At 61.6% G+C, this 14,976-nt stretch carries 15 protein-coding genes; all 15 read right to left on the bottom strand.

Annotation, left to right across the window (positions count from 1 at the left end; all coding sequences use genetic code 11):
* Positions 1 to 85 precede the first annotated feature (85 nt).
* The 15 genes from zwf to HB376_RS17215 all read right to left on the bottom strand — a co-directional run bounded on the left by zwf (position 86) and on the right by HB376_RS17215 (position 14,959).
* The gene (gene zwf, locus HB376_RS17285) at positions 86 to 1,486 is read right to left on the bottom strand and encodes a glucose-6-phosphate dehydrogenase (RefSeq protein WP_213764887.1); all 1,401 of its coding nucleotides are present in this window, start codon (positions 1,484 to 1,486) and stop codon (positions 86 to 88) included.
* Positions 1,487 to 1,825: 339 nt separating this feature from the next.
* Positions 1,826 to 2,884, bottom strand: coding sequence for a hydrogenase expression/formation protein HypE (hypE, locus tag HB376_RS17280; RefSeq protein ID WP_213764886.1), 1,059 nt, complete (start codon positions 2,882 to 2,884; stop codon positions 1,826 to 1,828).
* Positions 2,885 to 2,931: 47 nt separating this feature from the next.
* Entirely contained in the window at positions 2,932 to 4,071 is a 1,140-nt protein-coding gene (gene hypD / locus HB376_RS17275) for a hydrogenase formation protein HypD (protein WP_213764885.1), read from the bottom strand.
* Entirely contained in the window at positions 4,068 to 4,283 is a 216-nt protein-coding gene (locus HB376_RS17270; protein WP_213764884.1) for a HypC/HybG/HupF family hydrogenase formation chaperone, read from the bottom strand. The genes hypD and HB376_RS17270 overlap by 4 nt, the downstream gene beginning before the upstream one ends.
* Positions 4,274 to 5,434, bottom strand: coding sequence for a carbamoyltransferase HypF (locus HB376_RS17265; RefSeq protein ID WP_213764883.1), 1,161 nt, complete (start codon positions 5,432 to 5,434; stop codon positions 4,274 to 4,276). Before HB376_RS17265 ends, HB376_RS17270 begins: the two co-directional genes overlap by 10 nt.
* Complete coding sequence (gene hypB / locus HB376_RS17260; RefSeq protein WP_213764882.1) at positions 5,431 to 6,387, bottom strand: hydrogenase nickel incorporation protein HypB; 957 nt, start codon at positions 6,385 to 6,387, stop codon at positions 5,431 to 5,433. The genes HB376_RS17265 and hypB overlap by 4 nt, the downstream gene beginning before the upstream one ends.
* 18 nt (positions 6,388 to 6,405) lie before the next feature.
* The gene (locus HB376_RS17255; protein ID WP_213764881.1) at positions 6,406 to 6,753 is read right to left on the bottom strand and encodes a hydrogenase maturation nickel metallochaperone HypA; all 348 of its coding nucleotides are present in this window, start codon (positions 6,751 to 6,753) and stop codon (positions 6,406 to 6,408) included.
* Positions 6,746 to 7,240 carry a hydrogenase maturation protease gene (locus HB376_RS17250; RefSeq protein WP_213764880.1) on the bottom strand — a complete coding sequence of 165 codons (495 nt, stop codon included), beginning with the start codon at positions 7,238 to 7,240 and terminating at the stop codon, positions 6,746 to 6,748. The genes HB376_RS17255 and HB376_RS17250 overlap by 8 nt, the downstream gene beginning before the upstream one ends.
* Positions 7,237 to 8,751, bottom strand: a complete 1,515-nt coding sequence (locus HB376_RS17245; RefSeq protein WP_213764879.1) for a Ni/Fe hydrogenase subunit alpha — start codon at positions 8,749 to 8,751, stop codon at positions 7,237 to 7,239. Before HB376_RS17245 ends, HB376_RS17250 begins: the two co-directional genes overlap by 4 nt.
* A 19-nt stretch (positions 8,752 to 8,770) precedes the next feature.
* Complete coding sequence (locus tag HB376_RS17240) at positions 8,771 to 9,358, bottom strand: NADP oxidoreductase (protein ID WP_255631400.1); 588 nt, start codon at positions 9,356 to 9,358, stop codon at positions 8,771 to 8,773.
* Positions 9,355 to 10,077, bottom strand: a complete 723-nt coding sequence (locus HB376_RS17235) for a 2Fe-2S iron-sulfur cluster-binding protein (RefSeq protein ID WP_213764878.1) — start codon at positions 10,075 to 10,077, stop codon at positions 9,355 to 9,357. Before HB376_RS17235 ends, HB376_RS17240 begins: the two co-directional genes overlap by 4 nt.
* Positions 10,074 to 11,897 carry an NAD(P)H-dependent oxidoreductase subunit E gene (locus tag HB376_RS17230; RefSeq protein ID WP_213764877.1) on the bottom strand — a complete coding sequence of 608 codons (1,824 nt, stop codon included), beginning with the start codon at positions 11,895 to 11,897 and terminating at the stop codon, positions 10,074 to 10,076. The genes HB376_RS17235 and HB376_RS17230 overlap by 4 nt, the downstream gene beginning before the upstream one ends.
* Positions 11,898 to 12,066: 169 nt before the next feature.
* Positions 12,067 to 13,101 (bottom strand): zinc-dependent alcohol dehydrogenase, encoded by a 1,035-nt coding sequence (locus tag HB376_RS17225; protein WP_213764876.1) that lies wholly within the window; start codon positions 13,099 to 13,101, stop codon positions 12,067 to 12,069.
* A gap of 33 nt (positions 13,102 to 13,134) precedes the next feature.
* The gene (locus HB376_RS17220; protein ID WP_213764875.1) at positions 13,135 to 14,586 is read right to left on the bottom strand and encodes an NAD(P)(+) transhydrogenase (Re/Si-specific) subunit beta; all 1,452 of its coding nucleotides are present in this window, start codon (positions 14,584 to 14,586) and stop codon (positions 13,135 to 13,137) included.
* A 10-nt stretch (positions 14,587 to 14,596) separates the two neighbouring features.
* Positions 14,597 to 14,959, bottom strand: a complete 363-nt coding sequence (locus HB376_RS17215; RefSeq protein ID WP_213764874.1) for an NAD(P) transhydrogenase subunit alpha — start codon at positions 14,957 to 14,959, stop codon at positions 14,597 to 14,599.
* Positions 14,960 to 14,976: the final 17 nt, after the last annotated feature.

Below are 14,976 nucleotides of genomic sequence, written 5' to 3'. Positions count from 1 at the left end.
TCACTCCGATAGCTAAACCTGCGATTCGTGTACACGCTGCCTAGCGTATCACCGTGGAATCGCCGTTGCCGGTGTGAAAGCCACATCATCCGGCATCGCCCTCGTTCGTGGCGTTCGCAACCGGGCTATGCCAGCCGCCATCACGCGAGATAAGCTGTTCGCTTTCTGCCGGTCCCCAGCTCGACGATTCGTAGTACCTGATTGGAACGGTGTTCCCAAGAATGGGGGCAACGGTGCGCCAGGCTGCCTCAATGCTGTCATAGCGAGCGAATAGCGACGCGTCCCCCAGAATCGCGTCGCCAAACAAGCGTTCGTATGGGGCCATTTCGCCGCCAGGATGACGATGTGCGAGGAGTTCCACCGTTTCGCCTGCCATGACCTCGCCAGGGACCTTGACGCGCGCGCCCACCGAGATCAGCACGTCGGGGCTGATCCGGAAGCGGAAGTAGTTTGATTGGCCCGATGCCGCGGTATCGAAGACTGCGTGCGACGGCGATTTAAGTTTCACCATGATCTCGGTACCGGTCACGGGCAAGTGTTTGCCGGCCCGAATATAGAACGGCACGCCGGCCCACCGTTCGTTCTCGATATGCAGACGCAACGCAACGAAGGTCTCAACCTGGGAATCAGGGGCGACACCGGGCTCATCCCGGTATCCACGGAACTGTCCTCGCACTGTCTCGTCCACAGAGATTGGCCGCATCGCCTCGAATACGCTCAGTTTCGCATCGCGCATTGCATCGGGATGATCGGCGACCGGGGGCTCGGCCGCCAGCAATGAAACCACTTGCAGCAAATGATTCTGCACGACATCCCGGATAGCCCCGACGCCTTCGTACATACTCCCACGGCCTTGTACCCCGAATGACTCGGCCATGGTGACCTGAACGCTCGCTACATAGCGACGATTCCATACCGGTTCAACGAGCGCATTCGCAAAGCGGAAGTACAACAAGTTCTGGATCGGTTCCTTGCCCAGGTAATGATCGACGCGGAACACGGCCGATGGCGCGAAGGATTTCATGAGCAACGCGTTCAGGGCCTGTGCCGAAGCGAGATCGCTCCCAAACGGTTTTTCAACCATCACGCGGGCATTTTTGGCGCAGCCCGACCGGGACAGGCCATCTACCACGACCCCGAATATTTCCGGGGGAAGGGCAAGATAGTACAAGGGCTGTCCGGAGTTGCCCAAGGCCTCGCGCAAGTGCCGATAGGTCTGCTCGTCGCGGCAGTCGCCTACGACGTATTGCAGTCGGGAAGCGAGTTTTTCGAAAGCCGCAGCGTCCAGCGTGGCGTGCTTTTCGATGCTGTCTCGCGCCCGCGCGATGAAACGATCGTTGTCCCATGGCGATCTGCCTACGCCAATTATCGGCATGTCGAGGCGACCATGTCGAATCATGGCTTGTAACGCCGGGAAGATCTGCTTGTATGCCAGATCGCCGGTAGCGCCGAAAAAAACAAATGCGTCCGACCGGGGTGCGACCATCTCAAGCCCCTGCTTTCGGGGTCGATCTTTCCGGATGGCCTTCGAATTCGTTTCGCATGACTGATAATATTTTGTCAGAAAACAATGCTTCACCGCGCGAGGTAAACCGCTCGAAGAGCGCAGCGTTCAATCCAGTCATTCCTGCTTGCATCGTGAATCTCCGTGGAGGTCAGTTGAAACAAACGAGAGCGTTTTTCATCTCTGCATCTCGCGTTGTTTGTTTCGATGGACGCCGACTTGGAACGCAATCGCATCATCATCGACTTTGATGATAGTCGTCACCTGGTCGACTGTGCAGGCTCGGAAACTACTCACTTTCTGGTGGTAATACACACGAGATCAACAGATGCGCGGCAGCGGCTCGCCGCTCAGCCAGTCGACAACGCGCCGTCCACCAACACATGTGTTCATCTGGATAAAACAATTCTCGTCTTCTGTGACGCTGCCTATACACGCGGCTGCGTGGCCCAAAGAGTGTGCATGCATTGCCGCCAGCACCGCCGCTGCAGCCTCCGGCGCGACGATCGCCACCAGCTTGCCTTCGTTGGCGATATACAGCGGATCCAGGCCGAGCAATTCGCAGGCAGCATCGACCTGAGGCAGTATGGGAATAGCAGATTCCTCCAGCATCATGCCCACGTTCGACTGCCCCGCGATCTCATTGAGCGTGGTCGCGAGCCCGCCGCGAGTGGGGTCACGAAGCACATGTATCGCGCCAACGGGGGCAGCCGCCAACATCGCCGCGACCAGCGTGTGTAATGCAGCTGTGTCGGATTTGATCGTGGTCTCAAACTCCAGCGAAGCGCGTTGAGACAACACCGCGACGCCGTGCTCGCCGATCGTTCCCGACAGCAACACCGCGTCGCCGGGCCGCGCACAAGCCCCGCCGATGACGCATCCCTCAGGCACTGTGCCGATCCCCGTTGTGCTGATGAAAACGCCGTCACCCTTACCGCGCTCGACTACCTTCGTGTCCCCGGTGACAATAGGCACGCCTGCATCAAGCGCGGCACTGGCCATCGACTGCACGATGCGTTTGAGCTCCGCCAACGGCAAGCCTTCTTCCAGGATGAAGCACGCGCTCAGGTAGAGCGGCGTCGCTCCCAGCATCGCTACATCATTGAGCGTGCCGTGCACCGCAAGGCAGCCGATGTCGCCGCCGGGAAAGAACAGAGGTGAAATGACATGCGCGTCGGTAGCCATGACCAACCGTTGGCCGGCAGGCACCGGCAAGAGCGCCCCGTCATTGCCCTGCCGCAGAAATTCATTGTCGAAAGCGCGAGCGAATATCTCCTCGATCAACTGCGCCGACAAGCGGCCGCCCGCACCATGGTTCATGTCAATGCGGCCATGCTTCATATCCAGAGGACGTGTGTAGTGTCTTTTCGGTGTATCCATAGATCGGGGATCTCGATCAAAAGTGCGTCACGCTGAATACTGCAACTTCATGCGGCCACCACCGGGATGTCCCGGAACCTTCCATATGAGTAGTGCGCCGCACACGAGCCTTCGCTCGACACCATGCAGGATCCCATCGGATTGTCCGGCGTGCAGACCGTGCCAAAGAGCTTGCAGTCGATGGGCTTCTTGACCCCGCGCAGGATTGCACCGCATTCGCATTGCTTATGGTCGGGCACCGCACGGTAGTTCAGATCGAAGCGGCGCTCGGCGTCGAAGAGCGCATATTCCGGGCGAATCCTGAGTGCACTCATCGGCACCTCACCCAGTCCGCGCCACTCGAACGTAGCGCGCACTTCGAGCACCTGCGCCGTCACAGCCTGGGCGCGAGCATTGCCTTCGCGATTCACCGCACGCGTAAATTCATTCTCGATCTCGGCGCGGCCATCATTGACCTGGCGCACCAGCATCAGGATGGCCTGCATCACGTCCAGGGGCTCGAACCCGGCGATTACCACCGGCTTGCGATGGGTCTTGGCAAACCCCTCGTAGGGACCCGATCCAATCACGATACTCACGTGGGCCGGCCCGACAAAACCGTCGATCTCGACCGTGCCGTATTGACGCACTTCCGGGGATTCAAGGATGTGGGTAATGGCGGCCGGCGTCAGCACGTGGCAGCACAGCACGCTGAAGTTTTTCAGCCCTTCACGCGCTGCTTGCTGAATAGCCAGCGCGGTCGGCGGCGTGGTGGTCTCGAAACCGATGGCAAGGAACACCACTTCGCGTCGTGGGTTGTCGACGGCGAGCTTCAACGCATCGAGCGGGGAATACACCATGCGGATGTCGGCGCCGCGTGCCTTGGCGCGCATCAGGGACAAGCCGGCCGACGCCGGTACCCGCATCACATCGCCGTAGGTGCACAGCATCACACCGGCATCGAGCGCGAGGCGCAAGCCCATGTCCACACGCCCAATGGGAAGCACGCACACAGGGCAACCGGGGCCGTGGATCATGCGTACATTTGGAGGCAGCAGATCCGCGACGCCATAGCGGGCTAGAGCATGTGTGTGGCCGCCGCAAAACTCCATGAAACTGTATCGCCGGGACGCTTCAGCTTCTCCCGCGATGTTGGCGGCAATGTTGCGGGCGAGCGCGCCATCACGGAATTCATCGACGTATTTCACGTGGCCAGCTCCGCGAACAGTTTAAGCGTTGCTTCCGCTTCCTCTATGTCGAGCATGCCGATGGCATAACCCACATGAACGATCACATAGTCGCCGACCTGAACCTCGGGCACCAGCGCAATCGAAATTCGTTTCCGCACGCCACCAAGGTCGACGACGGCCATGTCCGTGCCGTCGAGCGCTATAACACGAGCAGGCAACGCTAGGCACATGATAAGGTTTCCTCAGCAGATAGCATTCCTTGACTGGCATTGATGGTGCAGCCCGCCACCCACGCCTGACCTAGCGCGAGGCCCGCATCGCCACAACTCACGCTTTGTGGTCGCAACACCACCAGGCTCGCGCCTTGCAGCGCTGCGCTCAGACGTTCGCTAAGGACCTGGTTGAGGAAACAGCCGCCCCCCAGAATGACGGTTCGGGTGCCATGTGCGCGCGCAGCCTCGGTGGCCGTGTGTGCCAGACCAGCGGCCAGACCCAGGTGAAAAATCGCCGCACCGTGCGCGCTCGACGCGACGCCCTGGCCGGCCATCGCGAACAATTCGGCTACGAGCGGCGCCAGATCGAGCGAGGTCCATTGCACGCTGAATTCGGGGTGGGCCTCCAGCCACATTCTGGCCTGCTGCTCCAGTGCAATGGCCGCTTCTGCTTCGACTGTTTGGTGAACGCACAGTCCCAACGCGCCAGCGGCAGCGTCGAACCAGCGGCCGGCACTTGTCGTGGAGGGACTGTTGACCTGACGCTCCAGCAGGCTGCGCACGACGCGCGCCGCAACCACGCCAACCACCGGAGCGAACCTTGCTTCGATTTCGTCGGTACGGCCCAGGCGGTGCAGTACGGCAGCGGCCATGCGCCAGGGTTCGCGCGCAGCCACGTCGCCGCCGGGCAATAACAAGGGCACCAAATGATCCAGTCGACGCCACCGATGGGCGGCCGAATCCACCCAAAGTACTTCGCCACCCCATGCGCTGCCGTCGTCGCCCAAGCCCACACCATCCAGCGCGAGGCCGATGACAGGACCGGCTACTCCTTGCTCGGCCTGGACCACCGCAATGTGCGCATGATGGTGCTGGACAGCGATCGCCGGAACGCCCAGACGGCCCGCCAGCGCCTGTGCAACGTGAGTACTGTAAATATCCGGATGCAGGTCATGTGCCACAGCCTGCACCGGCCCCGATGCGGCACGCAGCAGTTCCTCGACCGAGTCGTCCAGCGCCTCGCGGTTGGCCGCGCCGACGAGATCTCCGTGCGCGGCGGACCACAGCACTCGCTGGCCATCGATCAGGCAGGCAGTATTCTTCAGGTATGCACCGCAGGCCAGCACGCGCGCGGGTGCCGCTTTTGGCAAGCGGACTGAATGGATCATGGCGTCACGCCGGTTGACGCCGTGATCCGTTGCGCAGCAGTGTCGTGCCCGAACGGTTCGGCCACCGGACGATGATCCGGGTCATCGCACTGCGGCAACAGCCAGTCCAGCCAGCGGTCCATGCCATCGCCGGTCGTGGCCGACACGAGCAGCACCTCGATGCCGGGGTTGACTTGTCGGGCGTACCCGATGCATCTGGACACATCGAAACTGACGTAAGGCATGAGGTCGATCTTGTTGATCACCATCAGCGTTGCAGCGGCGAACATGTCCGGATACTTGAGAGGCTTGTCCTCGCCTTCAGTCACCGACAACACCACGACCTTGGCGGCCTCGCCCAGATCCCACAGCGCCGGGCAAACCAGGTTGCCGACGTTTTCGATGAACAGCAGCGCATCAGCACCATGAGCACCGTGGCCGTGATGCGCGCTTGCGTGCAGATCGAGACGCGCGAAAGCGTCGCCCACCATTTGCGCATCCAGATGGCAACCGCGGCCAGTGTTGACCTGGATCGCCGATACGCCGGTGGCGCGAATGCGATCCGCGTCGACACTGGTTTGCTGGTCGCCCTCGATCACCGCCACGCTCAAGGCCGGCCTGCGGATCTTGAGCGCGTTGATGCTCGCGCAAAGCAGCGTTGTCTTGCCCGAGCCGGGGCTGGAGACAAGGTTGAACGCGCTCACGCCATGCGCCGCGAAATGCGCTCGATTGCGGTTTGCCAGGCGCTTGTTCTCGCCCAGCACATCGGCTTCCATATGGATGACGCGTGCCTGGCTGATACCGGGCACCGACAATCGGGCGGCGCCAACGCCATAGTGAAGATCGCCGTCACCCGTCTCCATAGGTACATGGAAAGCGCTGGAGGTTGTTTCCCGCGCATCGGTGCGCTGGGAGTTTGAGTCGGAGTTTGACTCGGAGCTTGATTCGGCGTTACAGCCGCAGACGACACACATGACCCTCTCCTTCAAAGTTCAATCGTCGAACACCACGAGGTCGACCACGCGTAGCTCGGAGCCTCCAGTGGCCTGCAAGGTGAAGCTGCCGCATCGCGGGCAGGGTTCAAGATAGCTTTCAATCTCCACGCTGGCGGCGCAGTGCAGGCACCGGGCCGTGCCGGGAATCTCGTCGATGGTGATCTTTCCCCCTTCCAGACAGGTGCCGGGCATCATGGCAGTGAGCGCGAAACGCAGGGCCTGCGCTTCGACACCGGCCAACGCGCCGACCTCAAGACGCAGTTGTGAAACCCGCCAGAAGTGCTCGCGCGCGGCAACCTCTTCGACCATGCGCAGGATGCCGCCAGCCAGGCTGATTTCATGCATGCATGGCCTCAGGCGCGATGGCGGGCGGCGGTACGCTATTTCCTAACCAGGCTTGCCCCCAGGCCAGCGCTAGCGCCAGGTGTTCGAGCGCGAGCGGTCCGGGCGGCTCCCCGAGTTCGAAACGCATGCCTCGAATTGCCAGCAGCGTGCATGGCGGCGGATTGACGCGGTACAGGTCGCGGTACACCTGCATCACTGACGGCGCAGACATGGCGTGCGTGGTGAAGGTCGCGTCACGCGCCGGACTCAGCGATGTAACCTCGAACGGGGCTGTGCAAGTCAGGCTGGCATCGACGAACAGCACGCGCTCACGACACACGAGGTCCAGTGCGTGCTCGATTTGAAGCTGATAGTCTTCGAGAAACTCCACACGGCTGTCGTTCGCTGACCCGGCCCACGTGCACAATTGCTGCACGAACAACGGGCCTAGCGCGTCATCGCCACGGCTCAGATTGCCCCACCCGCACACCAGCATGGGAGCAATCATGGGAGCGGCTCCCCGAACGCCTGGGCGTTGCGCACCATCTCGCCATGCGGCGACTTCACGACGTGATCGACTAGTTCACCGCCAGCCCCGAGCAGTACAACATCTAGCGGCATCTGACCCAGCGCATGCGTGGCGCACGACAGGCAGGGGTCAAACGCACGGATGGCCACTTCAATACGATTGAGGAGCCCTTCGGTCAGCTCGCGGCCATCCAGATACTGACGTGCGACCGACCGCACGGCTTCGTTCATCGCCTGGTTGTTGTGCGTGGTCGAGACGATCAGATTGCACATGCTCACCAGGTCGTCGGAACCTACTTGATAGTCGTGAATGAGGGTTCCGCGTGGCGCTTCGATGATACCCACGCCCCCTCCCCGGCGCTCGCCGCTGGCCATCAATTCCCCTTGCAGGATGTCCGGGTCGTTGAGCAGATCCTTGATGACCTCCACCGTATGCAGCACCTCGATCATCCGCGCCCAGTGGTAGGCAAGTGTGGCGTGAACCGGCGCGCCCTTGCCCCAGGCGACGAACTCCTGACGCTGCACTTCCGCAAGCGGGCTAGGAATGAAGTCGCAATTTTGAACTCTCGCCAAAGGTCCGACCCGGTACCACCCGGCATCACGGCCGAGGCTTCGCAGGTGGGGAAACTTCATGTACGTCCAGGGCCGGGCCTCTTCTTCTATCAGGTCCATGTAGCACTGGTCGCTCGCGCCATCGAGAATGATCTTGCCATCGGCGTCGCGCGCACGCAGCACGCCATCGTAGAGATCCATCGCGCCATCGGCTCGAACGAGTGACAGCATGTTGGAGCGAAAGCTCCCGAAACCGTCGTACAGGATGGGGTTTTGCGCGTGCAACTGTTTGGCGATGTCCACGGCATCGGCAGCCCACGCGATCATCTGGTCCACATCGCGATAGAGCAGATCGCGTTCAGCCTGGCTCACGTGCTTGTTCATTCCGCCGGGTATCGCGCCAGTGCCGTGGATGCGCTTGCCCGACGTGACGCGGATCAGCTCCTGCCCGAATTTGCGCAAGAGGATGCCCTTCTTCGCGATGTCCGGGTGTGCCTGCGCCACGCCAACGATGTTGCGCAGGTCGGCTTCCGAGTCAAAGCCAAACAGCAGGTCGGGCGACGCGAGATAAAAGAAGTGCAGCGCATGCGATTGCATGACCTGGCCGTAGTGCATCAGCCGACGGATCTTCTCCGCACTGCGCGTAATCGGCTGTGCGCCGACCACGAGATCCATCGCCTTGGCCGCCGCGAGTTGATGCGAGACCGGACAGATGCCGCACAAACGCTGCACCATCACCGGGACTTCCCAATAGGGACGCCCTTCGATAAATTTCTCGAAGCCGCGGAACTCGACGATATGCAGGCGCACCTGCTTCACGCGATTCTGCTCGTCGAGCAGGATCGTCACCTTGCCGTGCCCTTCGACGCGCGACACCGGGTCGATAGCCACGCGGCGCAGGCCTTTCGGTTCTGCGGCGGTTTCGAGGTCGAAGCTCATTGCGTTTTGGTCCTCGCTCTCAGTCGTAGTGCATCAACGCGTGACCGAGTTGCGGTGTGCGTCCGGCCATCAGGTCGTTCAGGAAACTCCAGAATGCATCCGCCGACGGCGGGCAACCGGGCAAGAAGTAGTCGACATGCACGACTGCATGGATCGGACGCACCTGCCGAAGCAACAGCGGCAGTTCGGGGTCGTTTGGAATCTCGCTGCCTTCGCTCAGGCCCGGGCGGTCGTGATAAACCTCGCTGAGCAAGACGCCCAGCTCGAAGCGATTGCGCTCGGCCGGCAAGCCGCCATTAATGGCACAAGCACCCATGGCCACCAGCGTCTTGCAGTGGGCACGAAACGCGCGCAGCACGAGCACGTTCTCGGAATTGCACACACCCCCTTCAATCAGTCCGATGTCGCACTGGCCGACTTCCTTGATATCGGTTAGCGGCGAGCGGTCAAACTCAATGTGCTGGATCAGCTCCAGCAGACGTTCATCGATGTCGAGGAAGGATGTGTGGCAGCCGAAGCAACCCGCAAGCGAAACGGTGGCGACCTTCAACTTGGCGGGCCGGGGGGCTACGTCGACGTTCATGGCCGGATTCATGACAGGGCTCATGACGCCTCCTGCGTGTCCGCATCGGCCGCCGTGTGCGGGTCGTACCGGCGCTCGCCGATCGGGATCACGAAGCCGCGCCGCTTGGGCAGGATCGCGCCGACAGGGCAAACGCTCGCAGCCCGGTCGGTGAGCGCCATATCGGTATCGACCAGCTTTCCGCTCATGCTGTTGACCACCAGATGCGTTCTGATCCCGTGACCCGCGATGGCGAAAACGTCTTTGCCATCGACATCATGACTCGCGCGCACGCACAGCTCGCACAGGATGCAGCGGTTGAAGTCAATCATGACTTCGGCGTGGCTTGCGTCGATCGGGCGTCGCGGGTAGAACTCATCGAACAGTACGCCCTCCATGTTCATCTCGTAGGCCGTGGCCTGCAGCAGGCAATTGCCGCTCTTTTCGCAAGAGGGACAAAAGTGATTGCCTTCGATGAACAACATCTGAATGAGCATCTTGCGATCGGCGTTCAGCTCATCTGTATTGCTTTCGACCTCCTCGCCTGCGGCGGCGTGCAAGGTACATGCCGAGCCGGCGCGGCCCTTGACCTTCACAGTGCAAACGCGGCATGAGCCCTGCGCAGGAAAGTCCGGATGCCAGCATAAGTGCGGGATGTAACGCCCCGCTCGCCGTACTGCCTGCAGAATGGTGTCGCCTGGCTCAAAGGGCACGTCGTCACCGTCAAGCAAGAACGTAGCGCCGGTCTCGGCGAGCGTAGTCATGGGGTGCTCTCCAGATGCGCCGCCGCGTCGTCTCGACCGGTCACGCGGCGTGCGTCCGCAAGCTCGGCGTCGAGATCGAATGCCGGTTCGAAGTGCAGCGACTTCAGCCGTCGCTCGTAGGCGGGCCGAAACTTGACGATGGTGTCGTGAAGGGCGTTGCAGGCCGAGCCGCCCAGGCCGCAATGCGTGGTGCCGTGCATCAGCTTGTCGATACTGCAGAGTAAATCGACGTCATGGCGCGAGCCTCGGCCGGCGGCGAGTTTGTCCATGCTCTTGACGACCAGCGCCGTGCCCACCCGGCACGGCGTGCAAAAACCGCAACTCTCTTCAGCGAAAAATCCCGCATAGTTGCGTGCCACTTCGAACATGTCTCGCGACCGGTCGAACACCATGAATGCACCCGCCGTAGGTACGTCTTCGAACCCTATGCGACGACCAAACTCCGTCGCCGGGAGGCACTTCCCCGACGGGCCGCCGACCTGCACCGCCTGGGTATCGTGCGCGCCGCAATCTTCGAGGATGCGATCGATGCTCGTGCCCATCGGATACTCATAAATACCCGGCCGATCGCAATCGCCCGATACGGAATGGATGTTGGTGCCGGTTGACTTGGGCGTGCCGATAGCCGCCCACCAGGCGCTGCCTTGCAACGCAATGTGCGTCGCGGCGCACAAGGTTTCAACGTTGTCCACCGCAGTAGGTTGCCCGAGATAACCGTGCTCCGCGGGAAACGGCGGACGGATGCGAGGCGTGCCACGCTTGCCCTCAAGGGACTCGATCAGCGACGATTCCTCGCCACATACATACGCGCCGGCGCCGACGTGAATCTCAATGTCAAAATCAAATCCAGCGTGTCCCTGAATGGCAGTCCCCAGCAAATGGGCATTGCGGCGGCGTTGCAGCACATCGCGCAATGGCTCCAGCAGGTAGCGATATTCACCGCGCAAATACATCAATCCGTGCCGGGCTCCGATCGCGAGTGCACCAATCGTCATGCCTTCAAACACCATGTCGGGGTGACTGGTCAGCAGCACGCGGTCCTTGAAGGTTCCGGGCTCGCCTTCGTCGGCGTTACACACCATGTAGTGGTCGCTGCCTGCCGCATCGCGGCAGAGTTCCCATTTCTTGCCTGTGACAAAGCCTGCGCCGCCGCGTCCGCGCAGGTTCGAGATCGTCATCTCGTCTACCAAAGCGCGTGCTCCGCGCGCCAACGCGGCGGCAATGGCTGCGCCGGGCGGTAACGGAGTGCCTAGCAGGACATCGGCGCGTCGGATGTGATCATCCACGCGAGACCAATGCGCCGGCCAGTCAGAGACGGCCACCCTTGCTTCGATCAGGACGGCGATCGCAGCAACGCGCTCGGCGTCGAGCCGGGTGACAACCTGATGGTGATTGATCAGTAACGACGGCCCCTGATCGCAAAGGCCGGTGCAAGAACAGAAATCCACACTGACCCGGCCGTCGGCGCGCATGTAACCCGGCTCAACCGCCAGGCGCTGGCACAAGTCGGCCAGCAATGCAGCGTTACCTTGCATACGGTCGGTAATGTTGTCGCTGAAGAGTATGCGGTACTCGCCCACCGGTTCAGTATGAAAGAAACGGTAGAACGTCGCGACGCCCTCAACATGGGCAAGTGTCAGTCCCAGCGCGTTCGCCACATAACGCAGCATGTCGCGCGGCAGCCAGGTATGCAGCGCCTGTGCCTCACGGAGAATCTGCACCAGCGCGTGCGGATCACACGCGTGGCGCGAGACGAGCGACTCGATGGCCTCGTTTTGGAAGCTGGCGGCCTTCGCCAGAAAACCGTGTGCATTAGTCACGACAGATCGCTCCCATGTCTGGACCGATGCGCTGATTGCGTCGGGCGGTGAAGTTCAAGCCAACGATAAAGCACCCTCTTTCATCGCTCGATTTGCATGCACAGAGTAGCCCGCATCCGCCGCTGGGCGATAGCCTCGGAAAATACTCAGGTCTCGTCGATTACGCCGCTCAATGACTCGTGAACTCCAGCACCACGCGGGAAGGCACGTCGCCATGCGCCAGCCGATGGAACACGTCGTTGATCGCCGATAGCGGCTGCAACTCGATATCCGCCTTCACCTTCCCGTCCGCGGCAAAGGCAAGCGCTTCGGCCATGTCGCGGCGATTGCCGACGAACGAGCCCTTGATCGTGATGCAGTTGGCTACCACGTCGAACAACGGGGTCGGGAACTCACCCGGCGGCAGGCCCACCAAAACGCAGGTTCCGTGCTTGCGGGTCATGCCTACACCCTGCTTGAACGCCCCGAGCGATGGCGCGGTAATCAGCACACCATGAGCGCCGCCACCGGTGGCCTTCTTGACGGCGGCGATCGGGTCTTCGTCCCGGGCGTTGACCATCACGTCAGCGCCCAGACGTTTGGCGTGGGCGAGCTTGCCGTCGTCGATGTCGACCGCGCAAACGTGCAGACCCATGGCCTTGGCGTACTGGATACCCAGATGTCCCAGGCCTCCGACGCCTGAAATGACGACCCATTCGCCCGGGCGGGCCAGCGTTTCCTTGATGCCCTTGTAAGACGTGATGCCGGCGCAGATAAGCGGCGCTGCATCGCGGGCGGCCAGGTGCGCCGGAATGTGCGCTACATAGTTGGGGTCCGCGAGGATGTACTCGGCGAAGCCGCCGTTCTTTGTGTAGCCGCCGAACTGAGCTTCCGGACACACGGGCTCGTGCGCCGCGAGGCAATATTCGCAATGTCCACAGGCGGAATAGAGCCAGGGCACGCCAACGCGGTCGCCCTCTTTCACGGCCGTGACACCCGCACCGATTGCAGTGACAATGCCAATCCCCTCGTGGCCCGGGATGAACGGTAGCGAAGGCTTCAAGGGCCAGTCTCCATTCGCGGCATGCAGGTCGGTATGACAGACGCCACAGGCCTCGGTCTTGACCAGCACCTGCCCTGTTCCTGGCGCTGGAATGTCGACTTCCTTCAGCACGAGCGGCTTGCCGAACGCTTCGACAATAGCGGCTTGCATCTTCGTTTTCATGATCTTTCCCTCGGTTAATATATGTCAGCCGCTTTACGCCACGGCGGGCAAATTCAGGCCTCTGACTGCCTCGATCATCTTGACCAGCACGGTCTGCGCATCGCCATACACCATGTCGCAGTTATCGGCGTAGAAAAGGGCATTGACGATACCGGCGTAGCCCTTGCCTTCCCCACGCTTGATCACGAATACTTTCTTGGCGTAATCAGCGTTGAGGATCGGCATGCCGTAAATAGCGGAGGATTTATCAGTGCGCGCGGCCGGATTCACCACGTCGTTGGCGCCAATCACAAGGGCCACATCGGTACTGGCGAACTGGTCGTTGATGTCCTCCAGTTGAACAATCAGGTCGTAGGGCACACCCGCCTCGGCCAGCAGCACGTCCATCTGACCCGGCATCCGGCCTGCAACCGGATGGATCGCGAACTTCACCGACACGCCGCCCGCCTGCAGCAGTTTGACGAACTCGAAGAGCTTGCCCTGGCCTTGCGACACGGCGAGGCCGTAGCCCGGCACGATGATGACCGACGCCGCATAGCGCATCGCGATACCTGCGTCGCCCGGCTGTATGGGCTTCAGGCTGCCTTTTATCTTCCCCTGCTTGTGCTTCGCCACTTCTCCGAAGTTCGTGAAGACCACGTTGCTGACGGAGCGGTTCATCGCCTTCGCCATCAGCAACGTCAGCAGCATGCCGGCAGCACCCACCACCATCCCCGCGATCATCAGCGCCGGGTTCTGAAGCACGTAGCCCTCAAGCCCCACCGCCAGGCCCGTGAAGGCATTGAAAATGGAGATCACGACAGGCATGTCGGCGCCGCCGATCGGCAACGTCATCAGGATGCCGAGCGCCAACGCGCAACCAAAGAACAGGTAGATCGTGGTCGGCATGGCCAGTACCAGTGCGGCCTTGTCCGCGCTCGCCACGACAATGTATGCGCCGACCGCGACGGTCACGAGCATCACCAGCGCGTTGAAGGCTTGCTGGCCCTTCACCCGGACCGGCTTGTTGATGACCCCGTCGAGCTTGGCCCAGGCGATCAGCGAGCCCGACAGCGACACCGCGCCGATCAACGCTCCCAGCAAGGTCACGATGAGCTCCGTCTCGCCTTGCGCCTTGTTGCCGAACAACTCCACGGCGGCGATAGCGCCGGCCGCACCGCCGCCCATGCCGTTGTAGATCGCGACCATTTGCGGCATGGCCGTCATTGCCACCTTACGGCCGCTCCACCAGGCCGCGCCTCCCCCAAGCACGAGGGCGACGACAGCCAGGCTGATGTTCACCGGCAGGTTCGACCGCGCAGCAGTATCGACACCGAAGGCGTAGAGAAAGCTCGCGAGCACGGCCACCGCCATCCCTATACCAGCGACGAAGATGCCCGAAGGCGCCGTCACGGGCGATGACATGCGGTGCAGTCCATACAGGAAAAGAAAGGCGGCAGCCAGATCAGCCGCACCGATGCCGAGTTGTTCAATGAGGATCAGCATGGCGGCGTCCTCAATGCTTCTTTGCGTGGATCGACTTCACGCGAGCCGTCTTGCCGTGGGCGCCCCGCTTCGCGGGAGGGCCGCTGGTCTTGAACATCGCGAGCATGCGGTCGGTAACGGCATAGCCTCCTGCGGCATTGCCTGCGCCGAGCAGCACGGCGAAGAAGCCGATCACCTGCTCCTGCACCGTCGATGCGTTCAGAAGCGCATAGATTCCACCCACCACCACGATACCGTGCACGAAGTTCGAACCGGACATCAAGGGCGTATGAAGGATCGCCGGCACGTGTCCGATGATGACCCATCCCGCGAAAGCGGCGAGCATGAAGATGTAAAGGGCAACGAAGCCGGAGATGCTGATCTGGAAGTCCATGCGTGTGTCCTCTGTCG

It is taken from the genome of Caballeronia sp. dw_19, from assembly GCF_018449515.1.
Classification (GTDB): Bacteria; Pseudomonadota; Gammaproteobacteria; order Burkholderiales; family Burkholderiaceae; genus Caballeronia.
This window is presented reverse-complemented; position numbering and strand designations above follow the sequence as displayed.